General features: G+C 45.0%; 12 protein-coding genes and 1 other annotated feature. Of the genes, 10 read left to right on the top strand and 2 right to left on the bottom strand.

Features of this window, described 5'->3' with window-relative positions; all coding sequences use genetic code 11:
- The first annotated feature begins 40 nt into the window (after positions 1–40).
- On the top strand, positions 41–1,930 hold the full coding sequence (locus tag QNH15_RS12645) for a vWA domain-containing protein (RefSeq protein WP_283895086.1): 1,890 nt from the start codon (positions 41–43) through the stop codon (positions 1,928–1,930).
- A 19-nt stretch (positions 1,931–1,949) separates the two neighbouring features.
- Here the strand turns inward: QNH15_RS12645 and QNH15_RS12650 are convergent, their stop codons facing one another.
- Positions 1,950–3,317: an MATE family efflux transporter gene (locus tag QNH15_RS12650; RefSeq protein WP_283895088.1), complete on the bottom strand. Its 1,368-nt coding sequence runs from the start codon at positions 3,315–3,317 to the stop codon at positions 1,950–1,952.
- Between the two features lie 113 nt (positions 3,318–3,430).
- Entirely contained in the window at positions 3,431–4,507 is a 1,077-nt protein-coding gene (locus QNH15_RS12655; protein WP_283895090.1) for a bifunctional 3-deoxy-7-phosphoheptulonate synthase/chorismate mutase, read from the bottom strand.
- Between the two features lie 266 nt (positions 4,508–4,773).
- Positions 4,774–5,005 (top strand) — a binding site (T-box leader).
- Between the two features lie 58 nt (positions 5,006–5,063).
- Here QNH15_RS12655 and aroC point away from each other — a divergent pair.
- From aroC to QNH15_RS12700, 9 genes are all read left to right on the top strand, one after another.
- The gene (aroC, locus tag QNH15_RS12660) at positions 5,064–6,233 is read left to right on the top strand and encodes a chorismate synthase (protein WP_283895092.1); all 1,170 of its coding nucleotides are present in this window, start codon (positions 5,064–5,066) and stop codon (positions 6,231–6,233) included.
- A complete protein-coding gene (aroB, locus tag QNH15_RS12665) occupies positions 6,233–7,327 on the top strand; it encodes a 3-dehydroquinate synthase (RefSeq protein WP_283895094.1) in 1,095 nt (364 codons plus the stop codon). The genes aroC and aroB overlap by 1 nt, the downstream gene beginning before the upstream one ends.
- A gap of 2 nt (positions 7,328–7,329) precedes the next feature.
- Positions 7,330–8,430 (top strand): prephenate dehydrogenase, encoded by a 1,101-nt coding sequence (locus tag QNH15_RS12670; RefSeq protein WP_283895096.1) that lies wholly within the window; start codon positions 7,330–7,332, stop codon positions 8,428–8,430.
- A 19-nt stretch (positions 8,431–8,449) separates the two neighbouring features.
- Positions 8,450–9,748 carry a 3-phosphoshikimate 1-carboxyvinyltransferase gene (aroA, locus tag QNH15_RS12675; RefSeq protein ID WP_283895098.1) on the top strand — a complete coding sequence of 433 codons (1,299 nt, stop codon included), beginning with the start codon at positions 8,450–8,452 and terminating at the stop codon, positions 9,746–9,748.
- A 171-nt stretch (positions 9,749–9,919) separates the two neighbouring features.
- Positions 9,920–11,539, top strand: a complete 1,620-nt coding sequence (locus tag QNH15_RS12680) for an ABC-F family ATP-binding cassette domain-containing protein (RefSeq protein WP_283895100.1) — start codon at positions 9,920–9,922, stop codon at positions 11,537–11,539.
- Between the two features lie 221 nt (positions 11,540–11,760).
- The gene (pxpB, locus tag QNH15_RS12685; protein WP_283895102.1) at positions 11,761–12,480 is read left to right on the top strand and encodes a 5-oxoprolinase subunit PxpB; all 720 of its coding nucleotides are present in this window, start codon (positions 11,761–11,763) and stop codon (positions 12,478–12,480) included.
- A complete protein-coding gene (locus tag QNH15_RS12690; protein WP_283895104.1) occupies positions 12,464–13,432 on the top strand; it encodes a 5-oxoprolinase subunit C family protein in 969 nt (322 codons plus the stop codon). The genes pxpB and QNH15_RS12690 overlap by 17 nt, the downstream gene beginning before the upstream one ends.
- A 4-nt stretch (positions 13,433–13,436) precedes the next feature.
- A complete protein-coding gene (locus QNH15_RS12695) occupies positions 13,437–14,195 on the top strand; it encodes a LamB/YcsF family protein (RefSeq protein ID WP_283895106.1) in 759 nt (252 codons plus the stop codon).
- 14 nt (positions 14,196–14,209) lie between these two features.
- Positions 14,210–15,385, top strand: coding sequence for an NRAMP family divalent metal transporter (locus QNH15_RS12700; RefSeq protein ID WP_283895107.1), 1,176 nt, complete (start codon positions 14,210–14,212; stop codon positions 15,383–15,385).
- The last annotated feature ends 24 nt before the right edge of the window (positions 15,386–15,409 follow it).

Here is a 15,409-nt window from a genome sequence, read left to right on the forward strand (position 1 = left end):
TCCAGAAAACTCCGACAGCGTAAAAAGGAGGTGTAACCACATGAAGTTTTTATCGTTTGCAGATACCAAGATTGACGCTTTTCTTCATATGCAGCTTATAGACTTGGCGAAAACTTTATCAAGAGATCCAAAGCTGGAGGTTGAGTTTTCGTATCATTCCTACTTAAATAAACCTGGCCACTTCATCCATGTCAGCCAGTTTTGGATGACATATCCTGGACCGGTCCAGCTTCAGGGGTTAAAAAGTGAAGTGTATTTGCGCAGCTTTGGAAACTTTTATTTCAGTGATCTCCGAGTGTTACAAGAAGCACTTCAGTCGTTTAAACAGGAAAAACATCATCAGTTTTTAAAGCATCTTCTGCTTTTTGCTGAAGATTACCGGCTCGAGAAGGAATGCATTGCAAGAAGGCCGGGAATGGCGGTTTCTTTTTCAGAACGAAAAAAGGTTCTTCTCACGTACTTTCAACGGCAGCTGCGCCAGCACCTCCAGCAAAGAAAGTGGCTTGACGCTTTTTTCTGCAGTATCTTTTTACTGGCCAATCACCGCCTTGTGCAGCAGAATTCTCCCCTGAGCGGGTTTTATGACAAAATTCGTGCGCCGCTCCTTCAGTTGAATAAAGCCGACAGCACCAAGGAAATCGCAGAGATCATGCAGGTGATACAAAAAATTCTTCGGGAATGGGATATTAAGGATATGATAACTTCCTATTTATCCTTTTATGAATCCACAACGGCTACGTTCAAGGACCTTACGAGAGAAAACGAAGTTAAAGCTCCACACACCATGGAAACGGAAGAAGAAACGGACGGGCAAGACACCGAGCATGAGGAAATGCCAAGCTGGCATGAGGAAACCTCGTCACCGACGGATTCATTTCTGCAATTTGACCTGGATCAGGGTACATCAACTGACTTACTTGGCGAAGGAGGAAGAAGGGCTGAAGAAGGAGACCAGGCATTTGGTGCGGTACAGGCCGGAGCAAAACAGTCGAAAGGCAACGATTTTTCGGGTGAAATGGACGCCGGACTGGATGAAAAGGGAAGCGCTCCCGGAAAGGAAGTATTTCCTTATGGAGAGATGAACCGGTATGCAGTTGAGAAAAAGGTGGAGACCAGGTTCCCGACTCCACAGGAATTGAAAAAATACCAGGAAATCAAATCAGCCGTTCAGCCTTCGATCAGCTTATTGAAGCAAAGTTTCCTGAAAACGATTGAACACAAAAAGAATGTACCTAATCAGGATCTGCATTTTGGGCGCTTGAGCAAGAAGCTGACGCGGCTGTTGACGGATAAAAACCCGCGCTTGTTTTATAAAAAAATGGAATCGCCGCAAGAGCTCGATGCCGTGTTCACCTTGCTGGTCGATTGTTCCGCCTCCATGTTTGACAAAATGGATGAAACTCACCAAGCGATTGTTTTGTTCCATGAAACCTTGAAAGCTGTCAGGATCCCACATTCAATTGTTGGGTTTTGGGAGGATGCTGCAGATGCTAAAAAAGACAGTCAGCCCAATTATTTTCAAGAAGTTATTTCATTCAACCATTCGCTAAAAAATCAATATGGTCCGGAAATTCTGCAGCTGGAGCCTCAGGAAGACAACCGGGATGGCTACTCGATCCGGAAAAAAGCTGAGGATTTGCTAAGGCGCAAGGAAAAACAAAAATTTTTGCTTGTTTTTTCCGATGGAGAACCTGCAGCATTTGATTACGAAAACCTTGGCATACTTGACACCCATGAAGCGGTTACGCATACGCGCAAGCTCGGAATCGAGATTCTTGGCATGTACATTTCCAATGGAAAAGTGACAGAGGAAGCTCAAAATCTGATGAAAAATATATATGGCAGCCACCAGGTTGTCGTACCGAGTGCAGCGGAATTGGTTAGCTATTTAGTGCCTGTGCTGAGGAAGTTGCTGTTTAAATTATCGTAATTCATACAAAAAGACAGATTCATTGTGCTGATGAATCTGTCTTTTTTATTTGTTTTTTTTGAATATAGGCCATTCTCAAATAGAGCAGGATCGCGCCCATCGCCAGCCCGGAGATCAAACCGACCCAATAGCCATACGCAGCTAGAGAGGTGGAGGTTGCAAGAATATAGCCCACAGGCAGCCCGATCACCCAATATGAAATCAAGGATAAAACGAGGGTGACATTCACATCTTTATATCCGCGCAGTGCGCCTTGGATGGGAGCGGCTATCGCGTCCGACAATTGAAAGAACACCGCGTACAGCAAGAAATGTTTCGTTAGGGAGATCACTGAAGGATCACTTGAATACAGTCCCGCAACCTGTTCACGGCAAAGCAAAAGGCCGCCCGCACAGAGAAGGGCCAATATCACTGCAGTGCCCATCCCGAGATAACTGTATTGCTTCGCATCGGAATAACGTTTTGCGCCAATCTCATAACCAACAGCGATCGTTAGGGCGAACGATATGCTGAGGGGCAGCATGTAAAGAAATGACGCAAAGTTAATGGCCGATTGATGAGCTGCAATTGTCGCTGTGCTGAAAGAACTCATAAGCAACGTCACCGCGGCGAAGATGCTGGTTTCAAAAAAGATGGCAAAACCGATGGGAATGCCAATTTTCAGCTGTTCCTTCCAGGCGTGGATTGATACGGCCGGAAAGCGGTGAAAAACATGGTAGAGGGAAAATGGTTCCACTTTATGAATGATTATAAATGTTAGAACAGAGATGAACCAATAGGTAATGCTTGTAGCATAACCTGCTCCAATTCCCCCAAGCTCCGGAAATCCCCATTTCCCAAAGATAAGGAGATAATTGAAAAGCGCATTGACCGGGAGAGCGGCGACGGTCACAAACATGGACACCCGGGTTCTTCCGAGAGCATCAATGAACGATCTGAGAACATTGTATAAAAAGAGAGGAATAATGCCCGTTGACAACGCGATTAAATATCCTCCTGCCACAACACTGACTGTTGAATCAAGATGCATGGCGTGAAGAAGGGGATCGAGAACAAAGTATCCCGCCAGTATGACGGCAACCGCCAAAGCAAGCCCCAAATAAAGGCTTTGTATCACCGCTCCTGGAACGCTGTCCTTTTTTCCAGCACCGTTAAACTGTGAAACAATGGGGGTCAGAGCCATTAAAATCCCGCTTAAACCTGTAAAAACAGGTACCCAAATACTCGATCCGATCGCGACCCCGGCGAGCTGTCCCGCTCCTGAATGGCCGGACATTACGGTATCCAAAAAATTCATGGCATAAATGCCAAGCTGGGTAATCAAAACAGGGAAAACCAATCGGCAAAAAAGTAACGCTTTTTGTTGAAGTGTTTGTGTTTTTTCCATAAGTTAGATCCTTTTCCTTTTCGTGCAATAAGGAAAGTATACCACAGGAAAAGGGCGGAAGGGGTGGTCTCTGCACACAAAAAGACGGCCCTTGGAGGGACCGTCTTTTTAGGTTAAGATGTGAATACAGCTGCGTGTTTTTTAATTTCGTTCATGAAATCATGGAATTGAGGAATGTTCATCTGCTGCGCAGAGTCGGACAATGCGACGGCAGGATCAGGGTGAACCTCTGCCATTACTCCATCTGCTCCAATAGCAAGGGCCGCTTTTGCTGCAGGAAGCAGGAGATCCTTTCTTCCTGTAGAATGTGTTACATCAACCATTACAGGAAGATGAGTTTCTTGTTTTAGGATCGGTACAGCAGAAATATCAAGCGTATTTCGAGTTGCTTTTTCGTATGTTCGTATTCCACGCTCACAAAGGATGATCTGGTCATTACCTTGAGCCAGGATGTATTCAGCAGCGTACATGAATTCTTCAATAGTGGCTGAAAGTCCGCGCTTTAATAGTACAGGCTTGCGGATGGCGCCGGCAGCTTTCAATAGTTCGAAGTTCTGCATGTTGCGGGCACCGATTTGAACTACATCAACATAGTCGAGCGCTTCTTCCAAGTCGTTAGGGTTCAGAATTTCGCTGATGACAGCAAGATTTTCCTCATCTGCAACCCTGCGCAGAATCTTCAGGCCTTCCATTCCAAGACCCTGGAAATCATATGGAGAGGTACGCGGCTTAAAAGCTCCGCCACGCATGAGGGTTAAGCCCTGATCTTTAAGTGCTTTGGCCACTTGCTTCACTTGTTCGTAGCTTTCAACAGCACAAGGTCCCATCACGAAATGCTGTTCGCCTGTTCCGATTTGCTCTCCTTTAATATTGATAATCGTATCATCCGGTTTCTTTTTACGGGATACCAAGAGTGCTTTGCGGTTGTCATCTTCCTGGAGCTCAAGGCTCGCTTTAAAGATTTGCTTAAAGATATATTGAAGAGTAGAGGTCTCAAATGGTCCTTCATTTCTGGCTTCGATCAGATCCAGCAATTTGCGTTCCCGGACAGGATCAAAACGTTTTACACCTTGCATTTCTTTTAGTTTTCCAATGTCTTTTACAATGGCGGCACGATTGTTCAGTAAACTCAGGATCTGTTCATCGACCGCTTCAATTTCACTTCGTAATTCTTCTAGCTCTTTAGACATTTAAGCTCCTCCTCTTATTTGAAAATCAATCCATGGCTGTTAATAGGGATGGACCTAGCTAATGTTCCGATGCCGTTTAGGCCTTCCGAAAAAAACAGTTCCGAATAAATTTTATTGAGTATTGTTTGCTACTTTAAAGCATGTCAGTATATCTTGTCAAGGTCTTATTTTCAGATTTTTTTAGAGAAACTGTAAAATTATAAAAATTCCTCTGATTCTCTTTACAATCCGCGTTAACCATGTTAAAACTTGATATAATACAATCTTAAAATGCAATGACAGGCAACAGTAGTATTCTTCTCCCTGTTATAAAGAGAGCTGATGGACGGTGAGAATCAGCACAAAGGAGAATGCGAATTACACCCTCGAGCTTCCTTTTTGAACGGTTGGTTGATCAGACCTATAAAAAAGGACGGTTAATTACCGTTATCCTGAATGAAGAGGTGGATGATGTTTGTCCGCAATGAGGGTGGTACCGCGAATAAATTCGTCCCTGCTATTTTTTTAGCAGGGGCTTTTTTTATATTCCATTAAGAGAAACTGGAGGAAATGTAACATGAGATACCTAACAGCCGGAGAATCACACGGACCACAGCTAACTACCATCCTGGAAGGTGTGCCATCGGGACTGCCTTTAACTGCGCAGGCCATCAATGAAGAACTGTCCCGCAGACAAAAAGGGCACGGCCGCGGCCGCAGGATGCAGATCGAAAAGGACCAGGCCATCATTAACAGCGGCGTGCGCCACGGCTATACGCTGGGCTCGCCGATTACACTGGCAGTTGAAAACCGCGATTTCAAACACTGGACGAAAATCATGGGTGCTGAACCCCTTGAAGATGATAGTGAAGAAGTGAAACGCCAAATTACGCGTCCCCGTCCCGGGCATGCTGATTTAAATGGAGCGATTAAATATAATCACCGGGATATGAGAAACGTATTGGAGCGTTCATCCGCAAGGGAAACGACAGTACGAGTAGCAGCCGGAGCTGTTGCGAAACAATTACTAAAAGAGTTGGGTATCCAGGTTGGCGGCCATGTCATCGAGATTGGCGGGGTAGTTGCAGAAAAAATGGACTATGACACTCTTAAAGATCTTCAGGAAAGAACGGAAGCATCACCTGTCCGCTGTTTGGATGAAGAAGCAGGCCTTAAGATGATGAAAGCCATTGACGAGGCAAAGGAAAACGGAGATTCGATTGGCGGTATTGTAGAAGTGATTGTTGAAGGGATGCCGATCGGTGTTGGCAGCTATGTTCACTATGACCGTAAATTGGATGCGAAACTTGCCGCTGCTGTGATGAGCATTAATGCTTTTAAAGGAGTGGAAATCGGAATTGGGTTTGAAGCGGCCCATAAGCCCGGAAGCCTTGTCCATGACGAAATCACATGGAACAAAGATGAGGGCTACTCAAGAAAAACAAACAATGCCGGAGGGTTTGAAGGCGGCATGACAACAGGAATGCCTGTTGTTGTAAGAGGCGTTATGAAGCCCATTCCTACATTATATAAACCATTGCAAAGTGTGGATATTGATTCCAAAGAGGCTTTTCAGGCAAGCATTGAACGTTCGGACAGCTGCGCTGTTCCCGCTGCCAGCGTTGTGGCAGAAGCCGTTGTTGCCTGGGAACTTGCCGCTGCCCTTGTGGAACAATTTGGCGCTGACAACATCGAGCGAATGAAGGAAAACATCGCACGCCATAACCAGCAGGCGAGTGAGTTTTAATGGAAACCTTGCACGTTGAAACCGAAACAAAGCAATATTCTGTTTTCATTGGACATGAGATTATTACGGATCTTTCTCCTTTTATAAATGAGTTAAGGCCGGCTGTAACAAGTGTTCTTATCCTTTCCGACAAAACGGTCAGCTCACTTTATCTGGATAAAGTCGTTGAAGCTCTTCAAGGCTTGGAACTGCCCGTGCACAACTTTGTTGTACCGGGCGGAGATGGCGAAAAATCATTTTCCAACTATTATAATAGTCTCACGTTTGCGCTGGAAAAAGGGTTGGACAGAAATTCTCTTATACTAGCGCTTGGCGGAGGGATGATTGGCGATCTGGCAGGATTTGTGGCTGGGACGTACATGCGGGGTATCCGATTCATCCAGATCCCAACGACTCTACTTGCCCACGACAGTGCGGTAGGGGGAAAAACAGGGATTAATCATCCGCTCGGCAAAAACATGGTAGGTGTGTTCCACCAGCCGGAAGCGGTCTTTTATTCCTTTGATTTTCTGGATTCTTTGCCTCTCACGGAATTGCGTTCCGGTTTTGCAGAAGTCATCAAACATGCATTGATTCAGGATGAAGAATTTTACCATTATTTAAAAGAAGAAATCTCTGACTTATCCGATATCCAGCCGGGAAACCTTTCTTATATTCTAAAAAAGGGAATCTCGATTAAAGCAGAAGTGGTTTCACAGGATGAAAAAGAAAAAGGACTCCGGGCCATTTTAAATTTCGGTCATACACTTGGCCATGCTATTGAGAGTGAATCCGGTTATGGCACAATCTCTCACGGTGATGCGGTGGCGATTGGCATGAGGTTTGCACTGAAACTGAGCGAGGAGCTTGGAAACACAAACCTTCATTATAAAGAGATCTCCAACTGGCTAAAACAGTTCAATTACCCTGGCGTTCCATCCCAACTCGATGCAGAACAGCTGCTCGGCGCCATGAAGAGAGATAAAAAATCAACATCCGGCCAGGTCAAAATGGTGCTGCTTGAAGCGATCGGGCAGCCGTATGTAAAAGAAGTAAATGATTCCATCCTGCTGGACGCATTGCAGAAATTTTTAATGACAGACAAGGAGCAATAACTGTGAAAAAACGGGTACTGCTGATCGGATTGGGCCTTATCGGCGGATCCATTGCCATGGCAGTTAAAAAAGAACACGAATGCATTATTGTTGGACATGACATTTCTCGGGATCATGAAAATTTGGCAAAAAGACTGCAGATTGTGGATGAAATCTGCTGCGATCTGGAGAAAGAAGCAACAACTGCTGATCTTATTGTTCTGGCAACTCCAGTGGAGGAAACCGAACGCTTGCTGGATTGGTTTGCTTCTTTTGAAACCCCGCCTAAAGCACTGATTACCGATGTAGGCAGCACAAAGAGCAAAATCATGCAGAAAGCTAACAAGCTGCAAGACAAGGGCATCGATTTTATTGGCGGCCATCCGATGGCCGGTTCACATAAGTCAGGCCCGGGAAGTGCAAAAGCGCATCTGTTTGAGAATGCGTTCTATATGATGACTCCAACCCCTTCAACACCGGATGAACAAATCAATGAACTGAAGGAATGGCTAAAGGGTACACATGCGAAATTTATTGTTATGGATGCCGAAAAGCATGATTTACTGACAGGGGTTGTCAGTCATTTTCCACATGTCGTGGCGGCCAGCCTGGTACGCCAGGTTGAGCAATATGCCAATTCCCATGCTCAAATCAATGATTTGGCTGCCGGAGGGTTTAAAGATATTACACGGATTGCGTCGAGCAGCCCGGCCATGTGGAAGGATATTATCAAGCATAATAAAGAAAATATATTGCAGCTGATCGATGAGTGGGCTTACGAAATGGAATACGTCAAAGATTTGGTTAAAAGTGAGAATGATCAGGGTCTTTACAACTATTTTTCAGGTGCAAAAACCTATCGCGATGCCTTGCCGATCAAAGCAAAAGGAGCGATTACTTCCTTTTATGACCTTTATGTTGACATCATTGATGATATTGGAGTGATCTCCCGTGTCACATCAATCCTTGCAGACAACAAGCTTAGCATTACAAACATTCGTGTCATCGAAGCCAGAGAAGATATTTACGGCGTGCTGAGGATAAGTTTTCAGTCTGAGGAAGATCGTCAGTCGGCAAAAGAAAGCTTGGAAGAATTACAATTTACAACGTACATTGCCATGTAGTAAATAAGGAGGTAAAAACATGTTGAAAACGTTGCGGCCTGTATCAGGTTTGCAGGGGACCCTTAAAGTTCCCGGAGATAAATCGATTTCCCACCGTGCAGTTATGTTCGGATCCATAGCAGAAGGCACAACAACCGTGAACGGTTTCCTTCCTGGTGATGATTGTTTGAGCACCATCGATTGCTTCCGGAAGATGGGGGTATCCATTGAGCAGAAGGATGATACAGTTAAAATAGAAGGAAAAGGTTTGGACGGTCTGAATGAACCTTCGGATATTCTGGATGTTGGGAACTCAGGCACTACGATTCGCTTAATGCTTGGCATACTTGCCAACACATCTTTTCATTCATGTCTTACTGGAGATGCTTCAATTGCCAAGCGGCCAATGAAAAGGGTAACCGGGCCATTGCGGGAAACGGGAGCCGTCATTGATGGAAGAGACAATGGGAATTTTGTTCCGCTCTCCATCCGTGGTGGAAAAACGAAAGGTTTTCATTATAACTCGCCCGTTGCGAGTGCTCAGGTGAAGTCCGCCGTGCTGTTGTCTGGTTTAAAGGCAGAAGGAACTACTTCTGTAACCGAGCCGCATACCTCAAGGGACCATACCGAGCGCATGTTGAAAGCCTTTGGATGTGAAGTGGAGGTAAGTGGGAAGACCGCAAGCTTGAAGGATGGCCAAACCCTAAAAGGAACACATATTGAGGTTCCGGGTGATATTTCATCTGCCGCGTTTTTTCTGGTGGCAGGGGCCATTATTCCTAACAGTGAAATAACCTTGAAAAAAGTAGGCATGAATCCCACCAGAACAGGTATTATTGATGTTCTCAAACAAATGGGAGCTGATCTGACCATCTCTGGGCTGTCCGGAATGGATTCAGAGCCCTATGCTGATATTACCGTTCGTACGTCCAAGCTTAATGGAATTGAAATCGGCGGAGAAATTATTCCACGCTTAATCGATGAAATTCCGATCATTGCACTCGCAGCAACCCAAGCTTCCGGCACAACAGTCATTAAGGATGCAGCTGAACTAAAAGTAAAAGAGACCAACCGTATTGACACGGTGGTTAATGAGCTGAAAAAGTTCGGTGCAGATATCACTGCTTCAGCCGATGGGATGATTATCAAGAAAACGGAACTTCTGCAAGGGGCCGAGACTGACAGTCACGGTGACCACAGAATTGGAATGATGCTGGCAATCGCTGCATGTCTGAGTGCAGGAGAAACGTCATTGCAAAACAGTCACGCCGTTACCGTTTCATACCCCAACTTCTTTGAACAGCTCCAACAGCTGCAAAAGGAAAACATCGAAGTATAATATAATAGTAGAAAAAATTTCAGATTAGCATAAACTGCGGAGGGGTGGATTTCTTCTCCGCTCTTTTTCATGGGAAGAAAAGCAGTTTAAATCCACTTGCACGGTGTATGGCAGAGTATGTTATGATACAATCATTGAGATTATGGAATCAGCGAAGGAGAAATAAAATTTATGATTACAGTTACTAATGTAGGTCTCAGGTACGGAGACCGAAAATTGTTTGAAGACGTGAATATTAAATTCACACCCGGCAATTGCTATGGTTTAATCGGAGCAAACGGCGCCGGAAAATCCACCTTTATTAAAATTTTGTCCGGTGAAATTGAAGCACAAACCGGTGATGTTCATATAACACCTGGAGAACGCCTGGCTGTTTTGAAGCAAAATCACTTCGAATACGAAGAAAATGAAGTTCTGCAGACGGTCATCATGGGGCATGCCCGATTGTATGAAATCATGCAGGAAAAAGACGCGATCTACATGAAGCCGGATTTCTCCGATGAAGATGGCATTAAAGCGGCAGAGCTTGAGGGAGAATTTGCCGAATTGAACGGCTGGGAAGCGGAATCGGAAGCTGCCATACTCTTAAAAGGACTGGGCATTGGAGAAGACCTTCATTATAAAAAGATGGCTGAGCTTTCAGGCTCGGAAAAAGTGAAAGTCCTTCTTGCACAGGCATTGTTTGGAAAACCTGACATCCTGCTTCTGGATGAGCCGACCAACCACCTGGATCTTCGTGCGATTAAATGGCTCGAAGAGTTTTTAATCAATTTCGAGAACACCGTTATCGTCGTTTCGCATGACCGTCATTTCTTAAATAAAGTTTGTACACATATGGCGGACCTCGACTTTGGCAAAATCCAATTGTATGTGGGCAACTATGATTTCTGGTATGAATCAAGCCAGCTGGCACTGAAAATGGCCCAGGAACAGAACAAAAAGAAAGAAGAAAAAATCAAGGAACTGCAATACTTTGTAGCACGCTTTAGCGCTAACGCTTCAAAGTCTAAACAGGCCACGTCCAGAAAGAAATTGCTTGAGAAAATTTCTCTTGATGACATTCGTCCATCCACCCGAAAATATCCTTATGTCAATTTTTCAATTGACCGTGAAATCGGAAATGATCTTCTTCGCGTGGAAGGTTTGAGCAAAACCATCGAAGGGGAACAAGTGCTGAACAACGTCAGCTTTACGATGAATAAAGGGGACAAAATTGCTTTCACAGGTAAAAACGAAATTGCAGTAACTTCCCTTTTTAAAATTTTGATGGGTGAAATGGAAGCAGACAGTGGAAGCTTTAAATGGGGCGTAACCACTTCACAAGCTTTTTTCCCAAAAGACAACAGCTCTTACTTTGAAAATAACGAACTTAATCTTGTTGACTGGCTCCGCCAATATTCACCAGTTGATCAGTCGGAAAGCTTTTTGCGCGGCTTTTTAGGACGCATGCTGTTTTCCGGCGAAGAAGTGATGAAAAAGGCAAAAGTTCTTTCAGGTGGAGAAAAAGTACGCTGCATGCTGTCCAAAATGATGCTTAGCGGCAGTAATGTGTTGCTGCTCGATGATCCAACCAACCACCTGGATCTGGAATCCATTACGGCGCTGAACAACGGATTGATCAATTATAAAGGGTCGTTGTTGTTCACCTCCCATGACCATCAGTTTGTTCAGACGATCGCCAACCGTATTATTGAAATTACGCCGAACGGTCTTCTTGACAAGCAGATGACATATGATGAATTCCTTGAAAATGATGAACTTCAAAAACAAAGAGAAAAAATGTACCAATAAACAAAGCGGCCGTTCAGGCCGTTTTTGTTTTTTTTTACTGGATTGTTTATAAAATAAAAAGGGAAAAATAAGGGAAAACACCCTTTTGGAAATAATTTATTACCGGCTGGTGGGGAATAATCGCAGAAGAATTGAATTATTTCCCATTATCAGAATTCTATTGTTTTTTATCGGGTTTCTAGGTATAGTGTGGATTAAATGGATTGGGAAAGGATGCTGTAATGTTTCAAAATATTAACTATTTAAGCTTTGGAGAAGCAGGGATTCTCCTGGAATTTGGCTCTGTCATGGACAAGAAGGTGAATCTTCAAATTCATAATACGGCAAAATGGCTGAACGATCATCCGTTTGACGGCTTTATTGAAACGGTTCCTGCCTATACCACGCTCACTGTTTTATATGATCCTATGAAATTTATCCATCCTAATAAGTCAGCATTTGAACTGGTGGTTGAACAAATCAAAAGAAGGATCGAATCGATGCCGGAAGAAAACGTCACCGTCGGCCGGACCATTGAAATTCCTGTTTGTTATGGCGGTGACTTTGGCCCTGATCTAGAAAACGTAGCAGGGATCAACAGGCTAAGCCAACAGGAAGTCATATCAATACATACTGAGAGAACATATTACGTGTATATGCTTGGTTTTGCACCGGGTTTCCCGTTCCTGGGAGGAATGGCAAAGGAGATCGCAGCTCCTCGCCTATCATCACCGCGGCTGTCCATTCCAAAAGGAAGTGTCGGCATTGCAGGGGAGCAGACCGGCATTTATCCCATTGAAACACCGGGGGGCTGGCAGCTGATCGGCAGAACACCGGCAAGGCTTTTTACACCTGACCTGGAACCTCCTGTTTTGTTACAAGCCGGGGATCAAGTTAAATTTTATGAAATCACGCGAGATGAATACCATGCAAGGGAGGCTGAACATGAGCATCACGATTGATAAACCGGGAATGCTGACAAGCCTTCAGGATTTGGGAAGGTATTCCTATCAGCAATTTGGCGTAATTGCCAGCGGCGCCATGGACCCTTTCGCACATACTGCGGCCAACCTGCTTGTCGGAAATTCCGAAAATGAAGCGACCCTTGAAGCAACCCTTCTGGGACCGCGGATCACGTTTGAAACCGATACCTATATTGCCGTATGCGGAGCGGATCTTACTCCTTCTTTAAATGGCAAACGTATTCAAAACTGGCGGCCTTATAAGGTGAATAAGGATGATGTCCTTGAATTCGGTAAATGTAAATGGGGATGCAGGGCATATATTGCGGTTGCTGGTGGTTTCGATACAGAGCTGGTAATGGGAAGCAGGAGCACATACCTTCGTGCAGGTATCGGGGGTTATCAGGGAAGAGCGTTGAAAGAGGGAGACCGGTTGAAAACGGAGTCTTTCAAACCAACATTTCAGCCTGTTTCAGTAAATTGGAAGATGAGCCGGGGCCTGCGAACGGTCTATGAAAATATGGGGCGTATTCGCACGGTAAAAGGCAGGCATTTCGATTACTTTACATTGGAAAGCCAAAAAGCATTTTTTGAAAAAGAATTTACGATCACCACCAAATCAGACAGAATGGGCTATCGTGCAGAAGGGACATCCCTTCAGTTGGAGCGGAAAGAAGAAATCTTGTCAGAACCCGTATTGTTTGGCACTGTTCAGGTACCGTCTGAAGGAAACCCTATTATATTGATGGCTGACCGGCAAACAACCGGAGGCTATCCCAAGATCGCACAGACGGCTTTTGTCGATTTGCCCAAGCTGGCACAGGCCAAGCCGGGGGACAGGATCGTATTTCAGGAAATTTCCGAAGAGGAAGCACAAATCAATTACATCATTCAAAAAATACAGCTCAACTACTTGCAGACGGGAATTCGTCTCAAAAACAGAGAAGGGTGAGAACATGCAATTTTTGGTGGATATAAACTGTGACATGGGAGAGAGTTTCGGGCGTTATAAAATTGGTCATGATAAAGAAATGATGGAGCATATTTCTTCCGCAAATATTGCCTGTGGTTTTCATGCGGGGGATCCTTCGATCATGAAGGAGACAGTCAGGCTGGCACTGAATAATAACGTGGCGGTTGGCGCCCATCCCGGGCTCCCTGATCTGATTGGTTTTGGCCGCAGGAATTTTTCCCTCACACCTCAGGAAGCCTATGATTATGTACTTTACCAGACAGGTGCATTGCATGCGTTTGTCAAGGCAGAAGGCGGAAGAATCCGCCATGTCAAGCCCCATGGAGCGCTTTATAACATGGCGGCTGTCAATAAAGACCTGGCCAAAGGGATTGCTGATGCTGTCTATAACCTGAATCCTGACATTATTCTTTTCGGACTTGCGGGAAGTGAGCTGATCAATGCGGGTAACGAAGCAGGCCTTCAGACTTGCAGTGAAGTGTTCGCTGACAGAACCTATCAGCCGGACGGCACACTCACTCCGAGAAGCCAGCCCGACAGTTTGCTGACAAACGATGAAGACGCCGTGAACCAGGTCATTAAAATGGTCAAGCAAGGCAAGGTGACCACTCATGCTGGCGATATTTCCATAAAGGCTGAGACCATATGCATTCATGGAGACGGTGAGCACGCACTTTCGTTTGCCGAGAAAATCAATTCGGCTTTTGAGAAAGAAGGCGTTCAACGCATAAATCACGGATGAAACGAGGAAAACAGATGAAACAAAAAAGCAACTGGCAGCTCCTGTTGGGAGCGGCATTCCTGATGGCAACGTCTGCCATTGGGCCTGGATTTCTAACTCAAACTACTGTTTTTACACAGTCCCTGGCAGCAAGTTTTGGTTTCGTTATTTTAATTTCCATTATTCTTGATATTGGAGCCCAGCTCAATGTTTGGAGAATCATTGCCGTATCCGAACGGAAAGCACAGGATATTGCGAACACCCTTCTGCCTGGTCTTGGCTACTTTATTGCCTTTCTTGTAGTAGTTGGTGGTTTGGCCTTCAATATCGGAAACGTCGGCGGTGCTGGCCTTGGGCTGAACGTTATCTTTGGTGGTTTGTCTCCGGAAGCAGGAGCGGCAATCAGCGGGGCGATCGCCATTTCAATCTTTCTTGTAAAGGAAGCTGGCAAAGCAATGGACCGTTTCACTCTGATTGCTGGCTTTGTTATGGTCGTTCTTACAATCTATGTTGCAATAACATCCTCCCCTCCGGTTGGTGAAGCGGTGACCAAAACGTTCGCTCCCGACAAGATTGATTTTGCTGCCATCGTTACACTGGTAGGCGGAACAGTCGGAGGCTATATTACGTTTGCCGGCGGGCACAGGCTGTTGGATGCTGGTGTTAAGGGAGAAAGTGCCCTTGGGGAAGTGAACAAGAGCGCAATCTCAGCCATCGGTATCGCTTCCATCATGCGTATTTTTCTTTTCCTGGCAGCACTTGGCGTCATAGCAAGCGGTGTGACCTTGGATCCGGGAAATCCGCCAGCATCGGTTTTCAAATATGCAGCAGGAAATATTGGTTACAAGATTTTTGGGATCGTTATGTGGGCTGCAGCAGTAACGTCAATTATTGGGGCTGCCTATACATCAGTATCTTTCATTCGAACGTTTCATCCAAAGTTGGAAAAGTACGGAAACCTGCTTATTGTAATTTTTATCCTTTTTTCCACGATAAGTTTCGTAATTATCGGAAAACCAGTGAAATTACTCGTATTTGTCGGCGCATTAAACGGTTTGATTCTTCCGATTACTCTTGGAGTAATGCTGGTTGCAGCTTATAATAAAAAAGTCGTAGGTGCCTACAAACATCCATTGTGGATGACGCTTGTCGGTGCTGCCATCGCCATAGGGATGGCAGTGATGGGCGTCCTGACCTTTATGAATCTGTAACCTGTATTAAAAATAAAATAGAGG

Source organism: Fictibacillus enclensis (assembly GCF_030123385.1).
Lineage (GTDB): Bacteria > Bacillota > Bacilli > Bacillales > Fictibacillaceae > Fictibacillus_C > Fictibacillus_C enclensis.

Excerpts from the sequence above, each read along its gene's own strand:
- QNH15_RS12645 (WP_283895086.1), top strand. The coding sequence starts at position 41 with ATGAAGTTTTTATCGTTTGCAGATACCAAGATTGACGCTTTTCTTCAT.
- QNH15_RS12650 (WP_283895088.1), bottom strand. The coding sequence starts at position 3,317 with ATGGAAAAAACACAAACACTTCAACAAAAAGCGTTACTTTTTTGCCGA.
- QNH15_RS12655 (WP_283895090.1), bottom strand. The coding sequence starts at position 4,507 with ATGTCTAAAGAGCTAGAAGAATTACGAAGTGAAATTGAAGCGGTCGAT.
- aroC (WP_283895092.1), top strand. The coding sequence starts at position 5,064 with ATGAGATACCTAACAGCCGGAGAATCACACGGACCACAGCTAACTACC.
- aroB (WP_283895094.1), top strand. The coding sequence starts at position 6,233 with ATGGAAACCTTGCACGTTGAAACCGAAACAAAGCAATATTCTGTTTTC.
- aroA (WP_283895098.1), top strand. The coding sequence starts at position 8,450 with ATGTTGAAAACGTTGCGGCCTGTATCAGGTTTGCAGGGGACCCTTAAA.
- QNH15_RS12680 (WP_283895100.1), top strand. The coding sequence starts at position 9,920 with ATGATTACAGTTACTAATGTAGGTCTCAGGTACGGAGACCGAAAATTG.
- pxpB (WP_283895102.1), top strand. The coding sequence starts at position 11,761 with ATGTTTCAAAATATTAACTATTTAAGCTTTGGAGAAGCAGGGATTCTC.
- QNH15_RS12690 (WP_283895104.1), top strand. The coding sequence starts at position 12,464 with ATGAGCATCACGATTGATAAACCGGGAATGCTGACAAGCCTTCAGGAT.
- QNH15_RS12695 (WP_283895106.1), top strand. The coding sequence starts at position 13,437 with ATGCAATTTTTGGTGGATATAAACTGTGACATGGGAGAGAGTTTCGGG.
- QNH15_RS12700 (WP_283895107.1), top strand. The coding sequence starts at position 14,210 with ATGAAACAAAAAAGCAACTGGCAGCTCCTGTTGGGAGCGGCATTCCTG.